Raw genomic sequence first — 17,818 nt, forward strand, 5'->3', positions numbered from 1 at the left:
CGAGAACGAGTGAAACGTTATATTCTTCCAGAAAAAAGAAAACGGCCCAAAAGTAGGACCGTTCGAATTTCAAAAACTCGGTACACCATTAAGTCAAAACATGCTTAACTGAATGGTGTTAGCTCATAGGAGCGGTTTTTATTTAATGAGACTCTACTACGGCATTGCGTCTAGGTCTGCACCTTCTTTTTCAATTACTTCTGGTATTAAGTCTTCTTTGCTTACGCCCATTGCTATAGCAACAGAACTCGCAACATAAATCGAAGAATAAGTACCAATAAACACACCAAACAGCAATGCAGTTGCAAAGCCATGAATGGTTTGTCCGCCCCATGCAAACAAAGCAATCAATACTAAAATAGTCGTGATTGAGGTTACAAGTGTACGGTTAAGTGTTTGCGTAAGTGAAATATCAATAATTTCTACAGTATCGTCAATGCGCACTTTACGGAAGTTTTCACGAATACGGTCAGATACAACAATCGTATCGTTAAGTGAATAACCTATTACCGCAAGAATTGCCGCTAATATAGTTAAATCAAACTCTAAACCTAATATCGAAAATAAACCCACAGTAATAATAACATCGTGTAGTAGTGCACCTACTGCACCCACAGCAAAGCGCCATTCAAAACGAAATGCAACGTAGATTAAGATACAAATAAGTGCAGTTAACATGGCAAGGCCACCCTGCTCTTTTAAGTCTTCACCTACACTTGGGCCCACAAACTCAATACGGCGCATTACTACGCTGTCATCAGCTTTTTTAAGCGCATCGATTACTTGGTTACCAATTACTTCGGCTTTTACATCACTACCGCGCGGTGCTAAACGAACTAAAATCTCTTGGCTTGAACCAAATAGTTGTACTGATGCATCAGCAAAACCATTATCAGCTAGCGCAGCACGTACTTTTTTAAGGTCTGCTGGCTGTGAAAAACCAACTTCTACCGCAGTACCGCCGGTAAAATCTAAACCAAAATTTAGACCTTTAACAAAAACTGATGCAAACGACGCTAAAATTAATAACGTCGAAAAACCCATAGCCACTTTACGAAGAGACATGAAACGAAGGGTTCTACTACCCAAACTTAAAATTTGCATGTCAGCTCCTTAAATCGAAAGTTTATCAATACGTTTACCACCAACAAATAAGTTGATTACCGCACGGGTACCAACAATGGCTGTAAACATTGAAGTTAAAATACCAATCGCAAGTGTCACTGCAAAGCCCGCAATCGGACCTGTGCCTACTGCAAACAGTATAATGGCAGCGATTAACGTGGTGATGTTAGCATCAAATATAGTGCTAAATGCGCTATCGTAACCGAAATGAATCGCTTGTTGAGGGCTGCGGCCATCGGCCAGCTCTTCACGAATACGTTCAAAAATAAGTACGTTAGCATCAACTGCCATACCTACGGTTAATACAATACCTGCAATACCAGGTAGCGTAAGTGTCGCGCCTGGAATTAAAGACATAACACCAACAATCAGTACTAAGTTAGCCGCAAGCGCAAGGTTTGCAACCATACCAAAGCCTTTGTAGTACACAAGCATAAACACAAGTACAAACGCAAAACCAAGTGCAACCGCAGTCATACCCGCTTCAATATTTTCTTGACCTAAACTTGGACCAACAGTGCGCTCTTCAACAATTTGAATTGGTGCTACAAGCGCACCTGCACGAAGTAGCAAACTTAAGTTATGTGCTTCAGCTGGGTTATCGATGCCGGTAATACGGAACGAGCGATCAAGACGTGCTTGAATTGTTGCTACGTTAATAACTTCTTCAACCTTAATAGGCGGAAGCGCTTTACCGTCTGCATCTTTTTTACCTGATGGCTTGTACTCAATAAATACCGTTGCCATACGCTTACCAATAGCACGTTTGGTAAAGGCATTCATTTTTGCCCCACCTTTGCTATCTAGCGTAATACTCACTTGCGGGCGTTGGTATTCATCAGCGCCAGATTGCGCGCCAGTTATATGGCTGCCTTCTAGAATAATACGCTTTTTAAGTACAACAGGGTAACCGTCGCGGCTCATGATCATTTCAGTACCCGCAGGGATACGACCTTGAGCAGCAGCGCTAATATCAGCGTTTTCGTCTACTTCACGAAATTCAAGTGTTGCTGTTGCGCCTAAAATTTCTTTAGCGCGTGCTGTGTCTTGAATACCAGGTAGTTGAACAATAATACGCTCAGCGCCTTGGCGTTGTACGTTAGGTTCTGCAACACCAATTTGGTTGATACGGTTACGAATAATCGTTTCATTTTGCTTGATAGCGTAGTCACGAATTTCTTTGAGTTTTTGCTCACTCATTGTCGCAAAAAATGCTTTATCGTTACTGCTGTCATCAATGTAGACATTTAGCGGGTAGCGAGTTTCTAAGAAACTCTCTGCTGCATTTTTGTCTTCTTCAGTACGCATTTCTACACGCATACGATCGGAGCCTGCTACGCGGCGAACACTACGGTAACGTAGTTTTTCTTCGCGCAGGTCGCTACGAAAATCTTGTTCCATTTGCTCAAGCTGGTTATCAACCGCTGTTGCCATGTCGATTTCCATGGTGAAATGTACGCCACCACTTAAATCAAGACCTAGCTTCATAGGGTTACCACCAACCGCTTTTAACCAAGCTGGTTGAGCTGGTGCCATATTAATGGCAGAAATATAATCGTCGTTAAGCGAATCACGCAGTAAGTCATGCGCTTTAAGCTGTTCTTCAACATTTTTTAAACGAACTAAAATTTGTCCATCTTCAAGTATTGTCGATTTAGCGGTTACATTATTTTTTTCAAGGATTGCGTTTACTTTGTCTACAACACTGAGATCGACATCAGCGCCTTTAGCACCTGAAACTTGTATAGCCGGATCGCGACCATACAAGTTTGGAGAGGCATATAAAAGGCCAATGGCTACCACAGCTAAAACAAGTAAATACTTCCAAACTGGAAACTTGTTTAACACGGGGTCGTCCTTATTATTTTTATAGCGACTTCATTGTGCCTTTTGGCAATACTGCAGATACTGCAGATTTTTGTACTGTTACTTCTGCTTGCTCGTTTAAAGAGATAACGATGAAATCTTTCTCTTCAGAAATCTTCACAATTTTACCCACTAAACCGCCTTGGGTAAGTACTTCATCGCCTTTAGCCATCATACTCATTAAGCTTTTGTGCTCTTTAACGCGCTTAGCTTGCGGGCGGTAGATTAAAAAGTAAAAAACCAAACCGAAAATAGCTAACATTATTAGCATTTCCCAACCACCGCTTGCTGCAGGTTGACCAGCTGCTGCGTGTGCATTTGAAATAAATAAACTCATGATACTTCCTCTTTAATTTTAAAGTTTAATTTTTTATATCTACTAGCTCTGGCACGTCTTGGCCTCGGCGAGCATAAAAATCTTGTACAAATTCTTCTAATTTACCTTCGCTAATTGCATTACGTAAACCTTCCATAACACGTTGATAGTAACGTAAGTTATGAATTGTGTTTAGTCGCGCACCTAAAATTTCGTTACATTTATCAAGGTGATGCAAATAAGCTCGTGAATAGTTTCCACACGTATGGCAATCACACTCAGGGTCAAGTGGCCCTGTGTCTGTTTTATGTACTGCGTTACGTATTTTAACTACACCCGTGGTAATGAATAAATGGCCGTTACGCGCATTACGTGTTGGCATAACACAGTCAAACATATCAATACCACGGCGAACAGACTCAACTAAATCCTCTGGCTTGCCTACACCCATAAGGTAGCGTGGTTTGTCTTCTGGCATTTTAAACGCACAATGATCAAGAATATTCATCATTTCGTTTTTAGGCTCGCCTACTGATAGACCACCTAATGCATAGCCATCAAAGCCAATTTCTTCTAAGCCTGCTTGCGATTGTGCACGTAATTCTGGGTACATACCACCTTGAATAATACCAAACAAAGCAGATGGATTGTCGCCATGCCCTTCTTTTGAGCGCTTAGCCCAACGAAGAGATAACTCCATAGAATCTTTAGCTTCTTTTTCAGTTGCTGGATATGGCGTACACTCGTCAAAAATCATAACGATGTCTGAGCCTAAGTCGCGCTGTACTTCCATCGACTTTTCAGGCGACATCATAATTTCATCACCATTTACTGGAGATTGAAATAACACGCCTTCTTCAGTGATTTTACGCATTGCGCCTAAGCTAAATACTTGAAAACCGCCTGAGTCAGTTAAAATTGGGAAATCCCAATTCATAAAGTCGTGTAAATCACCATGTTGCTTAATGATTTCAGTACCTGGACGAAGCATTAAATGAAAGGTATTACCTAAACATATTTGCGCACCAGTGGCTTTTACTTCATCTGGCGTCATACCTTTTACAGTACCGTAAGTACCAACAGGCATAAATGCAGGTGTTTCTATTACACCACGGTCAAAAATTAAGCGGCCGCGGCGCGCTTTTCCGTCAGTACAATCTAATTCAAATTTCATATCATCCTCAATGTCAGAAAAACAGTCCAACAAGCTATAATTTAACCGCTCGATTCTACCCTTTTTACCTCATTAATACTATTAGCTGCGATAAATTCAGGTTTGCTTATTATGCTAAACAAAAACCCCAGCTTCGTTGCTGGGGTTTTTAGTGTTTTTTACTGAGTATTAAATAATAAACGGTTACTTGCGTGTTAAAAACATCGCATCACCGTAACTAAAAAATCGGTATTTTTGTTCAATTGCCGTATTGTATGCACCCATAATATTGTCTTGTCCGCTAAAAGCACTGACTAGCATTATAAGCGTTGATTCTGGTAAGTGAAAATTTGTGACCATGGCATCAACAACATTAAATTGGTAACCCGGAAAAATAAATATATCGGTATCACCAAAATACGTATCTAACTTGCCGCCGTGAACTTTAGCTGCCGACTCTAATGAGCGTACTGAAGTTGTGCCTACAGCAATTACGCGCCCGCCACTTGCTTTGGTTTGTGCAACGGCAGCAACTACATCATCGGGTACTTCAATGTACTCGGAGTGCATTATATGCTCATCAACACTATCTACTCGTACTGGCTGAAAAGTACCGGCGCCAACGTGTAAAGTAACAAAGGCCATGTTTACACCTTTATCTTTTAGTGCCGTCATTAACTTATCGTCAAAATGTAAGCCCGCTGTTGGCGCAGCAACTGCACCTGGCTTTTCTCCATAAACAGTTTGGTAACGCTCGCGATCAGCTTCGGTATCAGGTCGGTCAATATAAGGAGGCAGTGGCATATGACCAATATCATTAAGTATATCTAGCACGTTTTGGCTATGATCAAACTCAAGCTCAAATAATGTATCGTGGCGTGCAACCATTATTGCCTTGGCTTTGCCCTCTAAAATAACTTCGTTACCAACCTTAAGCGACTTGCTCGCGCGTACGTGCGCAAGTACGCGATGTTCACCTAGCACTCGCTCTACAAGCACTTCAACTTTGCCGCCAGAGGCTTTTTGACCAAACATACGTGCTGGAATTACGCGTGTATTGTTAAAGACTAACAAATCGCCTTCGTTTACTAAATCAAGTATGTCGCTAAACACTTTATGTTCTAGAGTTCCGCTTGGGCCATCTAAAGTAAGTAAACGGCTGCTAGTTCTGTCCGCTTTAGGAAAACGAGCTATTAATTCATCAGGTAAGTCAAAGCTAAAGTCAGCCACGCGCATAATTAGTAATCCACATCATTTAAAATCGCGCCAAGTGTATATGTATCGGATATTAAGCTCAAGAAATCAGCCAAACTTATAATGTCTTGTTTGCGTGTTTGTCATTTAATTTTCTTGTTCTTATGGTTAAATGTCACTATTCTTGTTCGGCTGAATTATTATAAGTTACATTAGGGGTGTTCAACACGTGCCAAACCAGCTTAAATTGCTAATATTAAACGCAAGTAGTGCTGAACGTCGCGCGATTAAAGGCACTTTAGATAGCTTAAATGTATTTACCTTTATTGATGCGCAAGATAGCCAACAAGCTTTAAAGCTTTTAAAACAACACCCTGTTGATATTATAATAACGGGCATTAATGTTGGAAAAATTGACGGCTGGCGCTTTTCGAGGATGATCCGCTCAGGATTATTAAAAACACCAAAAAACACCCCAATTTTACTTATTCCGCCAATTTACTGTGAGCGTATTGCCGAAACAACAGCCAGAAGCTACGGAATAGATGCTGTACTGCCGTTTGAACATAAAGACATGCTTCCTCAAGTGCTTGCGAATGTTTTATCTACGCACTTAGAAAAAAGTAGCCGACTAAATTTATTGCTATTAGAGCCGCTTCAAAATACGGCCGACAAAATTAGTGAACAGTTAAAGTTAAACTTTGCTATTACTCACGTTACCTCAGCCAAAGCAGCACTAAACGCTTACAACCAACAGCAGTTTTCAATTGTGCTACTCGATGCCACTACATCAAGTGCAGAGAGCTCGAGTGTACTCGTTGAAGAAATCCTACAGCACAATTCTAAACAAGCTATTGTTACGATTATAGAAAGTGATGATGCTGATTACGCTGAGCAGCTTTTGCTGTCTGGTGTTACCGATTTTATTAGAGCCCCATACGACCCTTCATTTTTAAATAAAGTGTGTGACCACGCTGCACGACGTGAAGATTTTATGGTGAGTTACGCTGAATTTGCTTATAAAGTAGAGCAGCTAAGCGTCAGTGAAGTTCGTTATAAAGAGCTATTTTCGGCTCATCAACGCATTTTATTACATCTAAATACAGTTGTTTTAGAGCTTGATCAACAAGGTAATATTCGTTTTATTAACCCAGCATGGGAAACTTTAAGTGGCTTTGGTGTTAAATCGTCGCTACAAACCCCATTAAGTACTTATTGTAATAATGAAGATAAGGGAAGACTAAACTATACTATTAACGACATTTTACATGGTGGCGAGCAGCAACAACAAATAGAAGTAAAACTCACCCATAAAAATGGCAACTTAATTTGGGTCGAATGCAGGTTACAGCTAATAAAAAACAGTCGTAATAACGCAACTATCACCGCAACCATCGATAACATACACGAACGAAAGCAAGCAGAACTTCAACTACGTCATTTAGCACACCATGACCCACTAACTGGTTTACATAACCGTTATTACTTTGATCAACAGCTTAATAAAATATGCCAAGATAAATACACGTATGATGGCATAGAGCATGCTGTTATTTATATTGACCTCGATCACTTTAAAATAATAAACGACAGCAAAGGTCACCACCAAGGTGACATAGTATTAAAAGAAGTGGCGCAATTATTTAAAGCAAATATTGGCGAAGACCATTTGGTGTGCCGAATAGGCGGCGATGAGTTTGCAGTCATACTTACCGATATGAATTTACTGGATGCACACCTTATTGCTGAAGGTGTGTGCAGCGCAATAGAAAAACATGCTTTTAAATCAGAAGATCAGATATACACAATTAGCTGCTCTATCGGTTTAACTCAAATTACGACACAAAACAATGATCCTAATGAATGTTTAAAACAAGCCGATATTGCTTTGTATATTGCCAAAAATTTAGGGCGTAACTTAGTACATTGCTACTCAAAAGAGGACGCTCAAAACAATACGCTTCAAACTGGGCTTGAATGGGGTCACGAAATTCGACAAGCACTGCAGCAAGATAATATTGAACTGCATTACCAACCTATTTGGGATTTTAAAGAGTGTAAAGTTGCTTATTTTGAAGCGCTCTTACGCTTAAAACTCAAAGGTGAACTTGTGTACCCAAATCAATTCATTCCCTCTTTAGAGATGCTTAACGACACATTTTTGATGGATCAATGCGTTATACGTAATGCCGTTGCTTGTGTGTCTAAGCACCCAGAGTTAAACCAAGTTGCTATTAATTTGTCAGCACAATCATTCTTAGATGAACGCTTATTGCCATTAATTGAATCAAACCTTGAAAAGTATAACGTGCCCCCTTCGCGGATAATTTTTGAAATAACTGAATCAGCAAGTATTAACAACTTAAAAGCGACTCGTAAAATGATTGAGAAGCTTAATAGCTTAGGCTGTCATTTTTCTATTGATGATTTTGGAACTGGCTTTAGTACATTTAACTATTTAAAGCAGCTTCCAGCACAGCATGTAAAAATTGATGGCTCATTTGTAAGCGACATGCTTAATGACCCTATAGACTTAGCGTTAGTAAAAGCAATAAATGATATTAGTCGGTCTCTCGATAAGCGCTCTGTAGCTGAGTACGTTGAAAACGAAGAGATATTTTTTGCACTAAAAGAGATAGGTGTTGACTATGGACAAGGCTACTTTATTGCACGCCCAATACCTGTTGAAAAAGTAAAAGATGAACTTGAAAAAATTTCAAAAAATAAAACGTTTTACCAACAACAAGCTAGCCCAAAATAAACAAAATTAAACAATTTGTTACTACCAATATTACCTTTCTTGCCTATACTTTCAGTACCAAATAAAAAATGTCGTGCCTTTTAATGCATTTCACTTTAAAAACATGACATTACCTTTTGGCGGCGTAGTACTGATATTTATAGTGGGTTTCAAAGCTATTTAAGCTTTTAAGGAGAAAGGTATGACACAGCTAGTTATGTTATTACTGATTATACATTTTGCAATCGCGTATCAGTGTTATCGTTACGCAAATATTAAAGGCTACCCAGTTAAGGTTTTTACTGTATTAGGCTGCGTGCCTTACTTTAACTTAGTGGTATGGATTTATTTACTATTTTTACCCGAACTTGAGCCTTTTGAAAGCCATCTTAAAAATCAAAAGCAGCCTTTATAAGCTGCTTTCATTCATTTCCTATTCTTATTTAGAAAAATCTAAACTACATTGGCGCTTTAAAAATATCTCAAGCTGTTGACTAAATAACTTAAAGTCGCGAATCCGCCCCGTAGTTTTCCGCCACAATATGCCAATATCTCTATATGCATCGCTTTGTGATGGTGTTGCCACCATATTTTTATTATCTAAAATTCCGGCGTTAATCGCCATTTGTGGTAAAAAAGTCACCCCGAGCTGATGCTCAACCATACTCAATAATGTATGCAAGCTTGCTGCTTCAAATGGGTTAATACAACTAGCACGGTTTAAATGACATGCACTGAGCGCATGGCCTGTCATACAGTGCTCACGCTCGAGTAAGAATACGCTAGCCTCTGGTAATAGATTAAAGTCGACTATGCCCTTTGCAGCGCTGTAGTCCTTATGGTGCACTAAACTAAACTGATCTTTTGCCAATACTTGTGTATGAAATTTATCGGTTTCGTATGGCAGTGCAAGTAGCGCTAAATCAATATGCCCATGCTCAAGTTTATCCAGTAGCTTATCACTCGTATCTTCTATTAATACCAACTCTAAATCACAAAAGGTTTCTTTACAAAAGTGATACAGAGGAGCCGCTATAAAGCTAGCAATTGTAGGTATAACACCCACTGTTAATTTACCACTCAGTGGTGTTAAAAAGCTTTTAGTGAGTTCTTTTAAACTAATTGTATCGTTAATTATTTTACGAGAGCGCTCAACAACTTCTTCACCAATACTGGTAAACATAAGGCTGCGATTTTCGCGTTCAATAAGCTGGCAACCCAACGTTTCTTCAAGATTTTGAATAGCACTGCTTAAAGTAGATTGCCCTATAAAACAGGCACTGGCAGCTCTGCCAAAGTGCTGATGTTGATGAACAGCTAATAAATACTGTAGCTGTTTGATACTTGGAAGATTGGTCATTTTTTCTTTCCACAAATAAAAAGACCCCAACACCTAGGGCATTGAGATCTTTTCAAGCTAAAAGTCTTTGAGTACTTTTTTGTTAAACCCCAAATGCGGTTCTTAGTACGTAGAAAATAACAATAGCAAGGGCAGCGCCAACTGGCAATGTAATTACCCAAGAAACTACAATGTTTCTGATAACACCCATGTTAAGTGCACCAATTCCACGTGCCATACCTACACCTAATACCGCACCCACTAAGGTTTGAGTAGTAGAGATTGGCATACCAGTACCTGATGCAATAACAACGGTAGAAGCAGCGGCTAGTTCAGCAGCAAAACCACGGCTAGGCGTTAAATGTGTAATGCCTTCACCAATCGTTTTAATTACTTTTTTGCCCAAAATAGCAAGACCCGCAACAATACCAAAACCACCTAGAGGTAGAATCCACCAAGCAATAGCCGCTTTTTTAGCAATTTCACCATTGTTTTCAACAATGTTTACAACAGCAGCTAGTGGACCGATTGCATTAGCAACATCGTTAGAACCATGTGCAAAGGCCATACAACATGCTGTTAATACCATAAGAACAGCAAACACTTTTTCAACATTGTTGAATTGCATTTGTTTATCTGCTTTTGGATCGATATTTAAACGAGAAATAGCAATTTTACCAATTATAGCAACGACAACTGCTACAGCTATTGCTAAGGCGTACCCTTCGGCTGCACCTAAATCAACACCAACATGCTTTAAGCCTTTTTTAATTGTAACCAAGGCCATTATAAAACCTGCTAAACCCATATAAAGTGGTACATAGCGTTTAGCATTTTTTAGTGGTGCATCTGTATTAAAAATAAGTTTTTGTGCACTCATAAATATTAAGTATGCAATAAAGCCTGATATGGCGGGCGTTATAATCCAACTACCAACAATACCACCTACTTTATCCCATTGAATCGCCTCAGTACCAACAGCAACTAACGCAAAACCAATGATTGCACCAATGATTGAGTGAGTCGTTGATACTGGCCAACCCAAGAACGAGGCCATTAATAACCAAGCACCCGCTGCAAATAAAGACGAAATCATACCCAGAACCATAAGTTCAGGAATGTCTGCAAATGGTGCGGCATCGATAATTCCTTTACGAATTGTTGATGTAACCTCACCACCTGCTAAGTAAGCGCCTGCAAATTCAAAAATCATCGCTATAAAAATAGCTTGTTTGATTGTTAGCGCTTTTGAACCTACAGATGTGCCCATGGCGTTCGCTACGTCGTTCGCGCCAATACCATAAGCCATAAAAAAGCCGACTGCTGCGGCAATTAAAATTAATACCGTGCCGTAAGATGCAATGATATCCATTGTAAAACCTTAATCTTTCGTGTTTGAACTGATTTTAAATTAACGAGCTAACATCAGCTCAAGACGTGATCCTACGCGCTCTGCAATATCTGCAAGCTCGCCAACCCATTCAATGATTTTGTACAAAAACATAACATCAATTGGATTTAACTCACCCTCTACATCACGTAGCTGGCGGCGTACTTTTATCTGCATTTCGTCCGTGTCTTGTTCTATGGCATCCAATTCAACTAACATTTTTTCTACTAAGGTGACTTCTCGACCTTTAAAACCCGTTTCTAGCAATTCTTCTAATTCATTAATTGCTTTAGATGCTTGTTTAGTCGCATCTACACAACGGGTTAAGTAAGCTAAGAAATCAGCTTGCATAACTTTTGGAATGGTCATTTCACGACCAATCACTCGCCCTGCAATATCTTTTGCTTTATTGGCAATTTTATCTTGTTGAGTTACTAGTTCGAGAAGATCTGTACGCTCTACCGGCATGAATAAACCACGCGGTAATTGTAAACGTATATCTCTTTTCATATCATCAGCTTCACGTTCTAAATTGCGAATAGTGATGCGAAGCTCTTCTGCTTGTACCCACTCTTCTTTAAATACGTGATTAAAAAAAGGTATCAAAGCTTTACTTGCTTGATGAACCTTCTTGATGTGTTCTTCCATTGGTTTGATAGGAGATTTTGCAAATACTCCTAAAAACGCGTTTGTAGGCATAACTGACCCTTTAATCAAATTGATATGCTTTGCAGCATGAATTTTACAGTATTAACCAAGATTGTGAACGCTTTTTATTACTTCACTAAAGCTTGCAATACACAAAGCGACACTAAGCCGCTTTAATAGAAAAGCATGATGGGTAAAAAATCATAGTGATTTTTCTATATCTTCTTGAGATGTATGGCGAATATCTTTGCCATTAACAAAATAAATAATGTATTCAGCAATGTTCTGACAGCGATCACCAATACGCTCTAATGAGCGAACAGACCAGACTAAGTCCATGATTTTAGGTATTGAGCGTGGATCTTCCATCATGTAAGTCATTATTTGACGTGTGATGGCTTCATATTCGCGGTCAACTTTTGCATCTTCTTTATGTACTTGAAATGCACGTTGCACATCCATACGCGCAAATGCATCTAGTACGTCGTGTAGCATTTTTAAAACCTGGCGGCCCATATTTTCAATATTTACTAATAAATCTTGCTGATCTTTGGTAAATGAGTCTAGTGCAACTTTAGCAATTCGCTCAGCTTCATCGCCAATACGCTCTAAATCAGCGATTGTTTTAGCAATTGCAATCACTAAACGCAGGTCACTTGCTGCAGGCTGACGACGAGCAATAATACGCGTACACTCTTCATCAATGCTTACTTCCATTGCATTCACTTTATAATCGTTCTGACGTACCTTTTGAGCAAGCTCTGCATCGTTACGACTCACCGCATCAAGCGCACTATTTAACTGCTGCTCAACTAAGCCACCCATACTTAATACATGATTACGTACATTTTCTAGTTCTTGGTTAAAACGCCCAGAAATATGTTTATTAATATTATGTTCCATAGTTACCTTCTCTCTTAATCTTGCACAACACGCTACAACGGGCTAATTAACCGTAACGACCGGTAATATAATCTTCGGTCTTTTTCTTCGTTGGTGTAGTAAATAAGGTATTTGTGTCTGAGTACTCAATCAATTCGCCCATATACATAAAGGCTGTTTGATCAGATACACGTGCTGCTTGTTGCATGTTATGTGTAACAATAACAACGGTAAATTGGTTTTTTAAATCGTTTATTAGCTCTTCGATTACCAAAGTAGAAATAGGGTCAAGTGCTGATGTAGGTTCATCTAATAAAAGAACTTCTGGCTCAATTGCAATTGAGCGAGCAATAACTAAACGCTGTTGCTGACCACCCGATAAGCCAAACGCGCTATCGTGTAATCTATCTTTTACTTCATCCCATAAAGCAGCACCACGAAGTGATTGCTCTACCACTTCGTCTAACTTACGCTTCTCTTTAATGCCTTGTAAGCGTAGGCCATAAACCACATTTTCATAAATTGATTTAGGAAATGGGTTAGGACGCTGAAACACCATACCTACATTACGACGAAGTGCTGCTACATCTACGCTCTTATCGTAAATATTTTGACCGTGAAGTAATATTTCACCTTCAATACGACAAATATCAACCAAATCGTTCATGCGGTTAATACAACGTAATAGAGTTGATTTACCACAGCCCGATGGTCCAATAAACGCAGTTACTTGGCCTTTTGGAATGTTCATATTTACTTTATTAAGCGCTTGCTTATCACCGTAGTAAAGATCGAGATCTTTAATCTCTAGCGCTTTTTGGTCATCCGTTAAATTTTCTAGGTCTAACTTCTGGCCTATATTAGCTTGGTTTACTTTTGGAGCGACTGTAATCATTTTTGTTACCTATAAAATCTTTACTAATTAGTGTTCAAGCGATCTGTACTTTTCACGTAAATGGTTACGTATACCAATGGCCGTTATGTTTAGGGTAATAATCACCGACACCAATAAAAAGGCCGTTGCGTATACCAGCGGGCGTGCCGCTTCAACATTAGGGCTTTGGAAGCCAACATCGTATATATGAAAGCCTAAGTGCATGAACTTTCTATCTAAGTGAAAATATGGGAAGTTGCCATCAAGTGGTAATGTAGGAGCCATTTTTACAACGCCTACTAGCATTAACGGTGCAACTTCACCTGCAGCACGCGCAACTGCCAGTATTAAACCTGTCATAATTGCAGGGCTTGCCATTGGAATAATTATGCGCCATAACGTTTCAACTTTTGTTGCGCCAAGCGCTAGTGAACCATCACGTACGGTACTTGGAATACGAGATAAACCTTCTTCAGTCGATACAATAACAACTGGCAGCGTTAGTATAGCGAGCGTTAATGCCGACCACATTACACCTGGCGTACCAAATACTGGCGTTGGCGACGATTCTGGATAAAATAATTGGTCTAAGCTACCACCTAACATGTATACAAAAAAGCCGAGGCCAAATACACCGTATACAATTGAAGGAACACCGGCCAAGTTAATCACTGCGATACGAATCATTTTAGTGATTGCATTTTTTGCGGCGTACTCGTGTAAGTAAATTGCAGCAACAACGCCAAACGGCGTCACAATTACAGCCATCAGCATAACCATAAATACAGTACCAAATATAGCAGGGAAAACACCGCCTTCTGTATTTGCTTCACGTGGATCATCGGATACAAACTTACCTAGTTGCACAAAGTAGTGGCCTAGCTTTGCAAAAAAGCCCATATCGTTTGGAAACCAAACATCAAGTACTTGATACATAGGAATTGTAACAACTTCACCGCGCATATCTTTTACAGTTACGTGGTCACGTTTAGCTTGTTTGCGTAGTGCAAATAAATCTTTTTCAAGTACACCATACTCTGCACGTAATTCAGCACGTGCTTGAGCAAGCTCAGCAACACGCTCATCAGTGAGAGCGTTATCAAGTAAGTAGCCTTTTTCTTTTAAACGTAAGCGTTCAAGTGCGTAGTTAATATGCCCAATGTCACCATTTTGCAAATCAAGTGCTTCGTCATTTAAATCAACCGCACGCTCTACAAGCTCATGTAGCGCTTCTATTTTATCGCCATTAACCGGTTGACCGTCTTTAATAACGTTTTGCACATAACCATAAAAGTTACCGTTTTTACTACGCTCAAATACTGCAAGCGCCGCTGGTGCTGTTTTATTTGTTATGTCGGTTTCTAATATCCAACGAAAATCTAAATCTACATATTCGCGGTTACCTGTTTTAATAAGTAAGCGCTCTATTTCTTCTTTTTCAAACCCGCTAACATCAATACCTGTCGCGGCTAAACGCGTTTTTGGTACTAATTCACGATCGTAAACTTCGCCAATAACGGTTTGCTTTGCAATCGACCCTTCAAGTTCAAACTGTACAACTTCTGAAGGCCAGAAAAAGCTTAACCCTTTCCAGGCTATCATTGCCAATAAGCCTAAAACTGAAATCAAACTGATGCTCACTGCACCACCGGTCATCCAAATCCAAGGAGAACCAGACTTAAACCACTGCTTTACCATGTCATGTCTCTCCGCTTACATTGAGCTGTATTTTTCACGCAGTTGCTGGCGAACAAACTCAGCGACTGTGTTAAAAATGAATGTGAATATGAATAATACAAAGGCTGCTAAGAATAATATTCTATAGTGCGAACTACCTACTTCTGACTCTGGCATTTCAACTGCAATATTTGCTGCAAGCGTACGCATACCTTGGAAAATGCTCCAATCCATAATCGGTGTATTACCGGTTGCCATAAGTACAATCATGGTTTCACCAACTGCTCGGCCAAGTCCCATCATTACCGCAGAGAAAATACCTGGACTTGCTGTTAGTAATACAACACGTATTAGTGTTTGCCACTGCGTCGCACCTAATGCTAATGAGCCATTTGATAAATGCTTTGGAACACTAAATACCGCGTCTTCTGCAATTGAGAATATAGTAGGAATAACCGCAAAACCCATCGCAATACCTACAACAAGCGAGTTACGTTGATCGAATGTCATACCTAGCTCATTTGTTAAGTACTGACGTACATTGCCGTCAAACATCCAAAGTTCAACAAATTCGCTCATAGCAAACGAAAACCAACCAATAAGTAAAACGACCGGAATAAGGATGATTGAATGCGAACCATCAGGAATTCTATGGCGTATTTTTGTTGGTAATTTAGTCCAGGCTAAACCTGTCGCTAACATACCTAAAGGTAATAATATGAGTAACCCAACAATGGCAGGTAAGTGCTCTTCTATTAATGGGGCTAACCAAAGACCCGCTAAAAAACCTAAAATAACGGTTGGTAATGCTTCCATTATTTCAACGGTAGGCTTAACCACTTTACGTAATTTGCTCGACATAAAGTATGCCGTGTAAATAGCCGCCGAAAGCGCGATTGGTACAGCAAACAACATCGCATAAAGTGCTGCTTTTAATGTACCGAACGAAATTGGCACAAGTGAAAACTTAGATTCAAAGTCGTCACTGGCTGATGTTGACTGCCAAATATAACCTGGCTCTGGGTAACCTTCGTACCACACTTCTTGCCAAAGTGCTGACCACGTAACTTCTGGGTGCTCGTTATGAATGTCTAATACTGTTAGCTTATTATCCGCTAAAATTAACGCAGCATTTGAACGTGGTGCAATTGCAAAGTTTTCTATTGCGCCTTCACTTACTTTCCCCTGCCAAAGTTTTGCTTCGCTGGTTGTGTAGTACACGCCTAGCTCACCATTATTGCCGGTAGTAAAAAAAGTACGACGGTAAAACTCAGTAAATACATTTAATTTACTTTGCTTAGTTGTTTCAAATGAGCGAATTTTTTGATATTCACGGCCTGTGTCAGTGTTTACTTCAAACCACTGCGAAACCTCACCGTTATCATTAGCAAGCATGAGTGAGTTTGCGCCCGCTAGCAGTTGTGCAGATACAATATTTGCATTTTCTTCGTTAGCCGAAAGCAACTGAATTTGCTCTACATCACTTGGGTCACGCGTATCGTATACATACACTTGATTAGCAGAACGTACAAAAGTACGTGTTGTATCTGGCGACATTAATAATTCGTCTACACGTCCATTAACATCAAGTTCTGTACGCTCAACAACCCACTCTACTTCACCGGTAAACATATTCTCTTCAGCAATAAAGCTGCTAAATAATACACGCTTATCTTCTGTAAGAGCTACAACCGCTGTTTTGTCTTCATAGTGACTAAATGCAAAGCGTTTAATAGCTGCACCTTGTTCATCTACTTCTAAAGCCATTTCCCCTAGAGGAAAACCTAAGCGAGGTGTTAATTTACGCTCGTTATTTGGAAAGGTAACTAAAAATTTAGGTGCAACAACCATTACGGTGCCATCTTCTAAACCAAACGCATAATGCCCTTGAAAAGGCGCGCTTGTTGCAAAGCTTGTTGCATCACTTGGTAGCTCTGCGTTTAATGTTTTAAGCTTTTTACCAAAGCTGCCATCTTGCACACTGTAAAAATCAACCTGACCTTGCTGACTGAGTAAATAAGCAACTTCAGTTTGCTCTTCTACACCTAAGCCTGCTATTTGCTGTGAATTAGCAACATGAAAGCTATCGCGTTTTTCTACTTTTGCTGATTCAAAAATTGGCTGTACTACATAAAGAAGGTAAAAGAATATTAATAGCAGTGCTACCAATACCATTATCCCACCTGCGGTTATGCCAAACTTGGCAAACCGATCTTTAAATAGACGGCTTCGATCCGTATTAAAAGTCGGCTTATTCGGATTTGAAGTCATCAAAACACCCTTAAATCTTAACGTTGCATAAATTATATTTCATCAAGATGACAGTAATGTTACAGCAGTAATAATAAGCACTCTAAAACAGCTTTAAATAAAACTAACGAGGGAAAAGTCTAAATTAGCTTCAAATAGGTGATTTATAAGTGAACTAAATTATAAAATAATTGGACAAAGTATTTATCGAGGTCAATACTAAAAGAGTACTTAGTAAATAATAATGACTATTAATACTGCGTATAGTCAACACAACTATATTCATTTTTTTAATTTATAATCAAAGATTTATAAAAAGTGCAACAACACACAATTTAAATTAGACAACATACTTAATGCCTAT

14 protein-coding genes are annotated in these 17,818 nt (G+C 39.4%); 2 read left to right on the forward strand and 12 right to left on the reverse strand.

The annotated features are described in order from the left end of the window. Nucleotides 1–156 precede the first annotated feature (156 nt). From secF to queA, 5 genes are all read right to left on the reverse strand, one after another. Entirely contained in the window at nucleotides 157–1,104 is a 948-nt protein-coding gene (gene secF / locus I6F48_RS14350) for a protein translocase subunit SecF (RefSeq protein WP_007586474.1), read from the reverse strand. 9 nt (nucleotides 1,105–1,113) lie between these two features. Next, on the reverse strand, nucleotides 1,114–2,973 hold the full coding sequence (gene secD, locus I6F48_RS14355) for a protein translocase subunit SecD (RefSeq protein WP_165739576.1): 1,860 nt from the start codon (nucleotides 2,971–2,973) through the stop codon (nucleotides 1,114–1,116). A gap of 19 nt (nucleotides 2,974–2,992) precedes the next feature. Continuing rightward, nucleotides 2,993–3,328: a preprotein translocase subunit YajC gene (gene yajC, locus I6F48_RS14360; RefSeq protein ID WP_007586472.1), complete on the reverse strand. Its 336-nt coding sequence runs from the start codon at nucleotides 3,326–3,328 to the stop codon at nucleotides 2,993–2,995. A gap of 25 nt (nucleotides 3,329–3,353) precedes the next feature. After that, nucleotides 3,354–4,481 carry a tRNA guanosine(34) transglycosylase Tgt gene (tgt, locus tag I6F48_RS14365; protein ID WP_007586471.1) on the reverse strand — a complete coding sequence of 376 codons (1,128 nt, stop codon included), beginning with the start codon at nucleotides 4,479–4,481 and terminating at the stop codon, nucleotides 3,354–3,356. Nucleotides 4,482–4,664: 183 nt separating this feature from the next. Then, nucleotides 4,665–5,696: a tRNA preQ1(34) S-adenosylmethionine ribosyltransferase-isomerase QueA gene (gene queA, locus I6F48_RS14370; RefSeq protein WP_197119703.1), complete on the reverse strand. Its 1,032-nt coding sequence runs from the start codon at nucleotides 5,694–5,696 to the stop codon at nucleotides 4,665–4,667. 187 nt (nucleotides 5,697–5,883) lie between these two features. On the opposite strand from queA, the gene I6F48_RS14375 reads away from it, so the two are divergent. Both I6F48_RS14375 and I6F48_RS14380 read left to right on the forward strand, forming a co-directional pair. Continuing rightward, entirely contained in the window at nucleotides 5,884–8,415 is a 2,532-nt protein-coding gene (locus tag I6F48_RS14375; RefSeq protein WP_197119704.1) for a two-component system response regulator, read from the forward strand. Nucleotides 8,416–8,596: 181 nt separating this feature from the next. Further along, on the forward strand, nucleotides 8,597–8,809 hold the full coding sequence (locus I6F48_RS14380; protein WP_024592496.1) for a hypothetical protein: 213 nt from the start codon (nucleotides 8,597–8,599) through the stop codon (nucleotides 8,807–8,809). Nucleotides 8,810–8,833: 24 nt separating this feature from the next. Here the strand turns inward: I6F48_RS14380 and I6F48_RS14385 are convergent, their stop codons facing one another. The 7 genes from I6F48_RS14385 to I6F48_RS14415 all read right to left on the reverse strand — a co-directional run bounded on the left by I6F48_RS14385 (nucleotide 8,834) and on the right by I6F48_RS14415 (nucleotide 17,475). Beyond that, nucleotides 8,834–9,754 (reverse strand): hydrogen peroxide-inducible genes activator, encoded by a 921-nt coding sequence (locus tag I6F48_RS14385; protein ID WP_165727119.1) that lies wholly within the window; start codon nucleotides 9,752–9,754, stop codon nucleotides 8,834–8,836. Between the two features lie 82 nt (nucleotides 9,755–9,836). Next, nucleotides 9,837–11,105 carry an inorganic phosphate transporter gene (locus I6F48_RS14390; RefSeq protein ID WP_007586466.1) on the reverse strand — a complete coding sequence of 423 codons (1,269 nt, stop codon included), beginning with the start codon at nucleotides 11,103–11,105 and terminating at the stop codon, nucleotides 9,837–9,839. Between the two features lie 39 nt (nucleotides 11,106–11,144). Next, entirely contained in the window at nucleotides 11,145–11,822 is a 678-nt protein-coding gene (locus I6F48_RS14395; protein WP_002957838.1) for a TIGR00153 family protein, read from the reverse strand. Nucleotides 11,823–11,972: 150 nt separating this feature from the next. Then, a complete protein-coding gene (phoU, locus tag I6F48_RS14400; protein ID WP_007586465.1) occupies nucleotides 11,973–12,674 on the reverse strand; it encodes a phosphate signaling complex protein PhoU in 702 nt (233 codons plus the stop codon). Between the two features lie 46 nt (nucleotides 12,675–12,720). Next, nucleotides 12,721–13,548 carry a phosphate ABC transporter ATP-binding protein PstB gene (gene pstB, locus I6F48_RS14405; RefSeq protein WP_007586464.1) on the reverse strand — a complete coding sequence of 276 codons (828 nt, stop codon included), beginning with the start codon at nucleotides 13,546–13,548 and terminating at the stop codon, nucleotides 12,721–12,723. 27 nt (nucleotides 13,549–13,575) lie between these two features. Beyond that, on the reverse strand, nucleotides 13,576–15,225 hold the full coding sequence (gene pstA, locus I6F48_RS14410) for a phosphate ABC transporter permease PstA (protein ID WP_007586463.1): 1,650 nt from the start codon (nucleotides 15,223–15,225) through the stop codon (nucleotides 13,576–13,578). Between the two features lie 15 nt (nucleotides 15,226–15,240). Then, nucleotides 15,241–17,475 carry an ABC transporter permease subunit gene (locus I6F48_RS14415; RefSeq protein ID WP_165727118.1) on the reverse strand — a complete coding sequence of 745 codons (2,235 nt, stop codon included), beginning with the start codon at nucleotides 17,473–17,475 and terminating at the stop codon, nucleotides 15,241–15,243. Nucleotides 17,476–17,818 lie beyond the last annotated feature (343 nt).

Origin of the sequence: Pseudoalteromonas sp. SWYJ118 (genome assembly GCF_015864505.1) — a bacterium.
Lineage (GTDB): Bacteria > Pseudomonadota > Gammaproteobacteria > Enterobacterales > Alteromonadaceae > Pseudoalteromonas > Pseudoalteromonas arctica.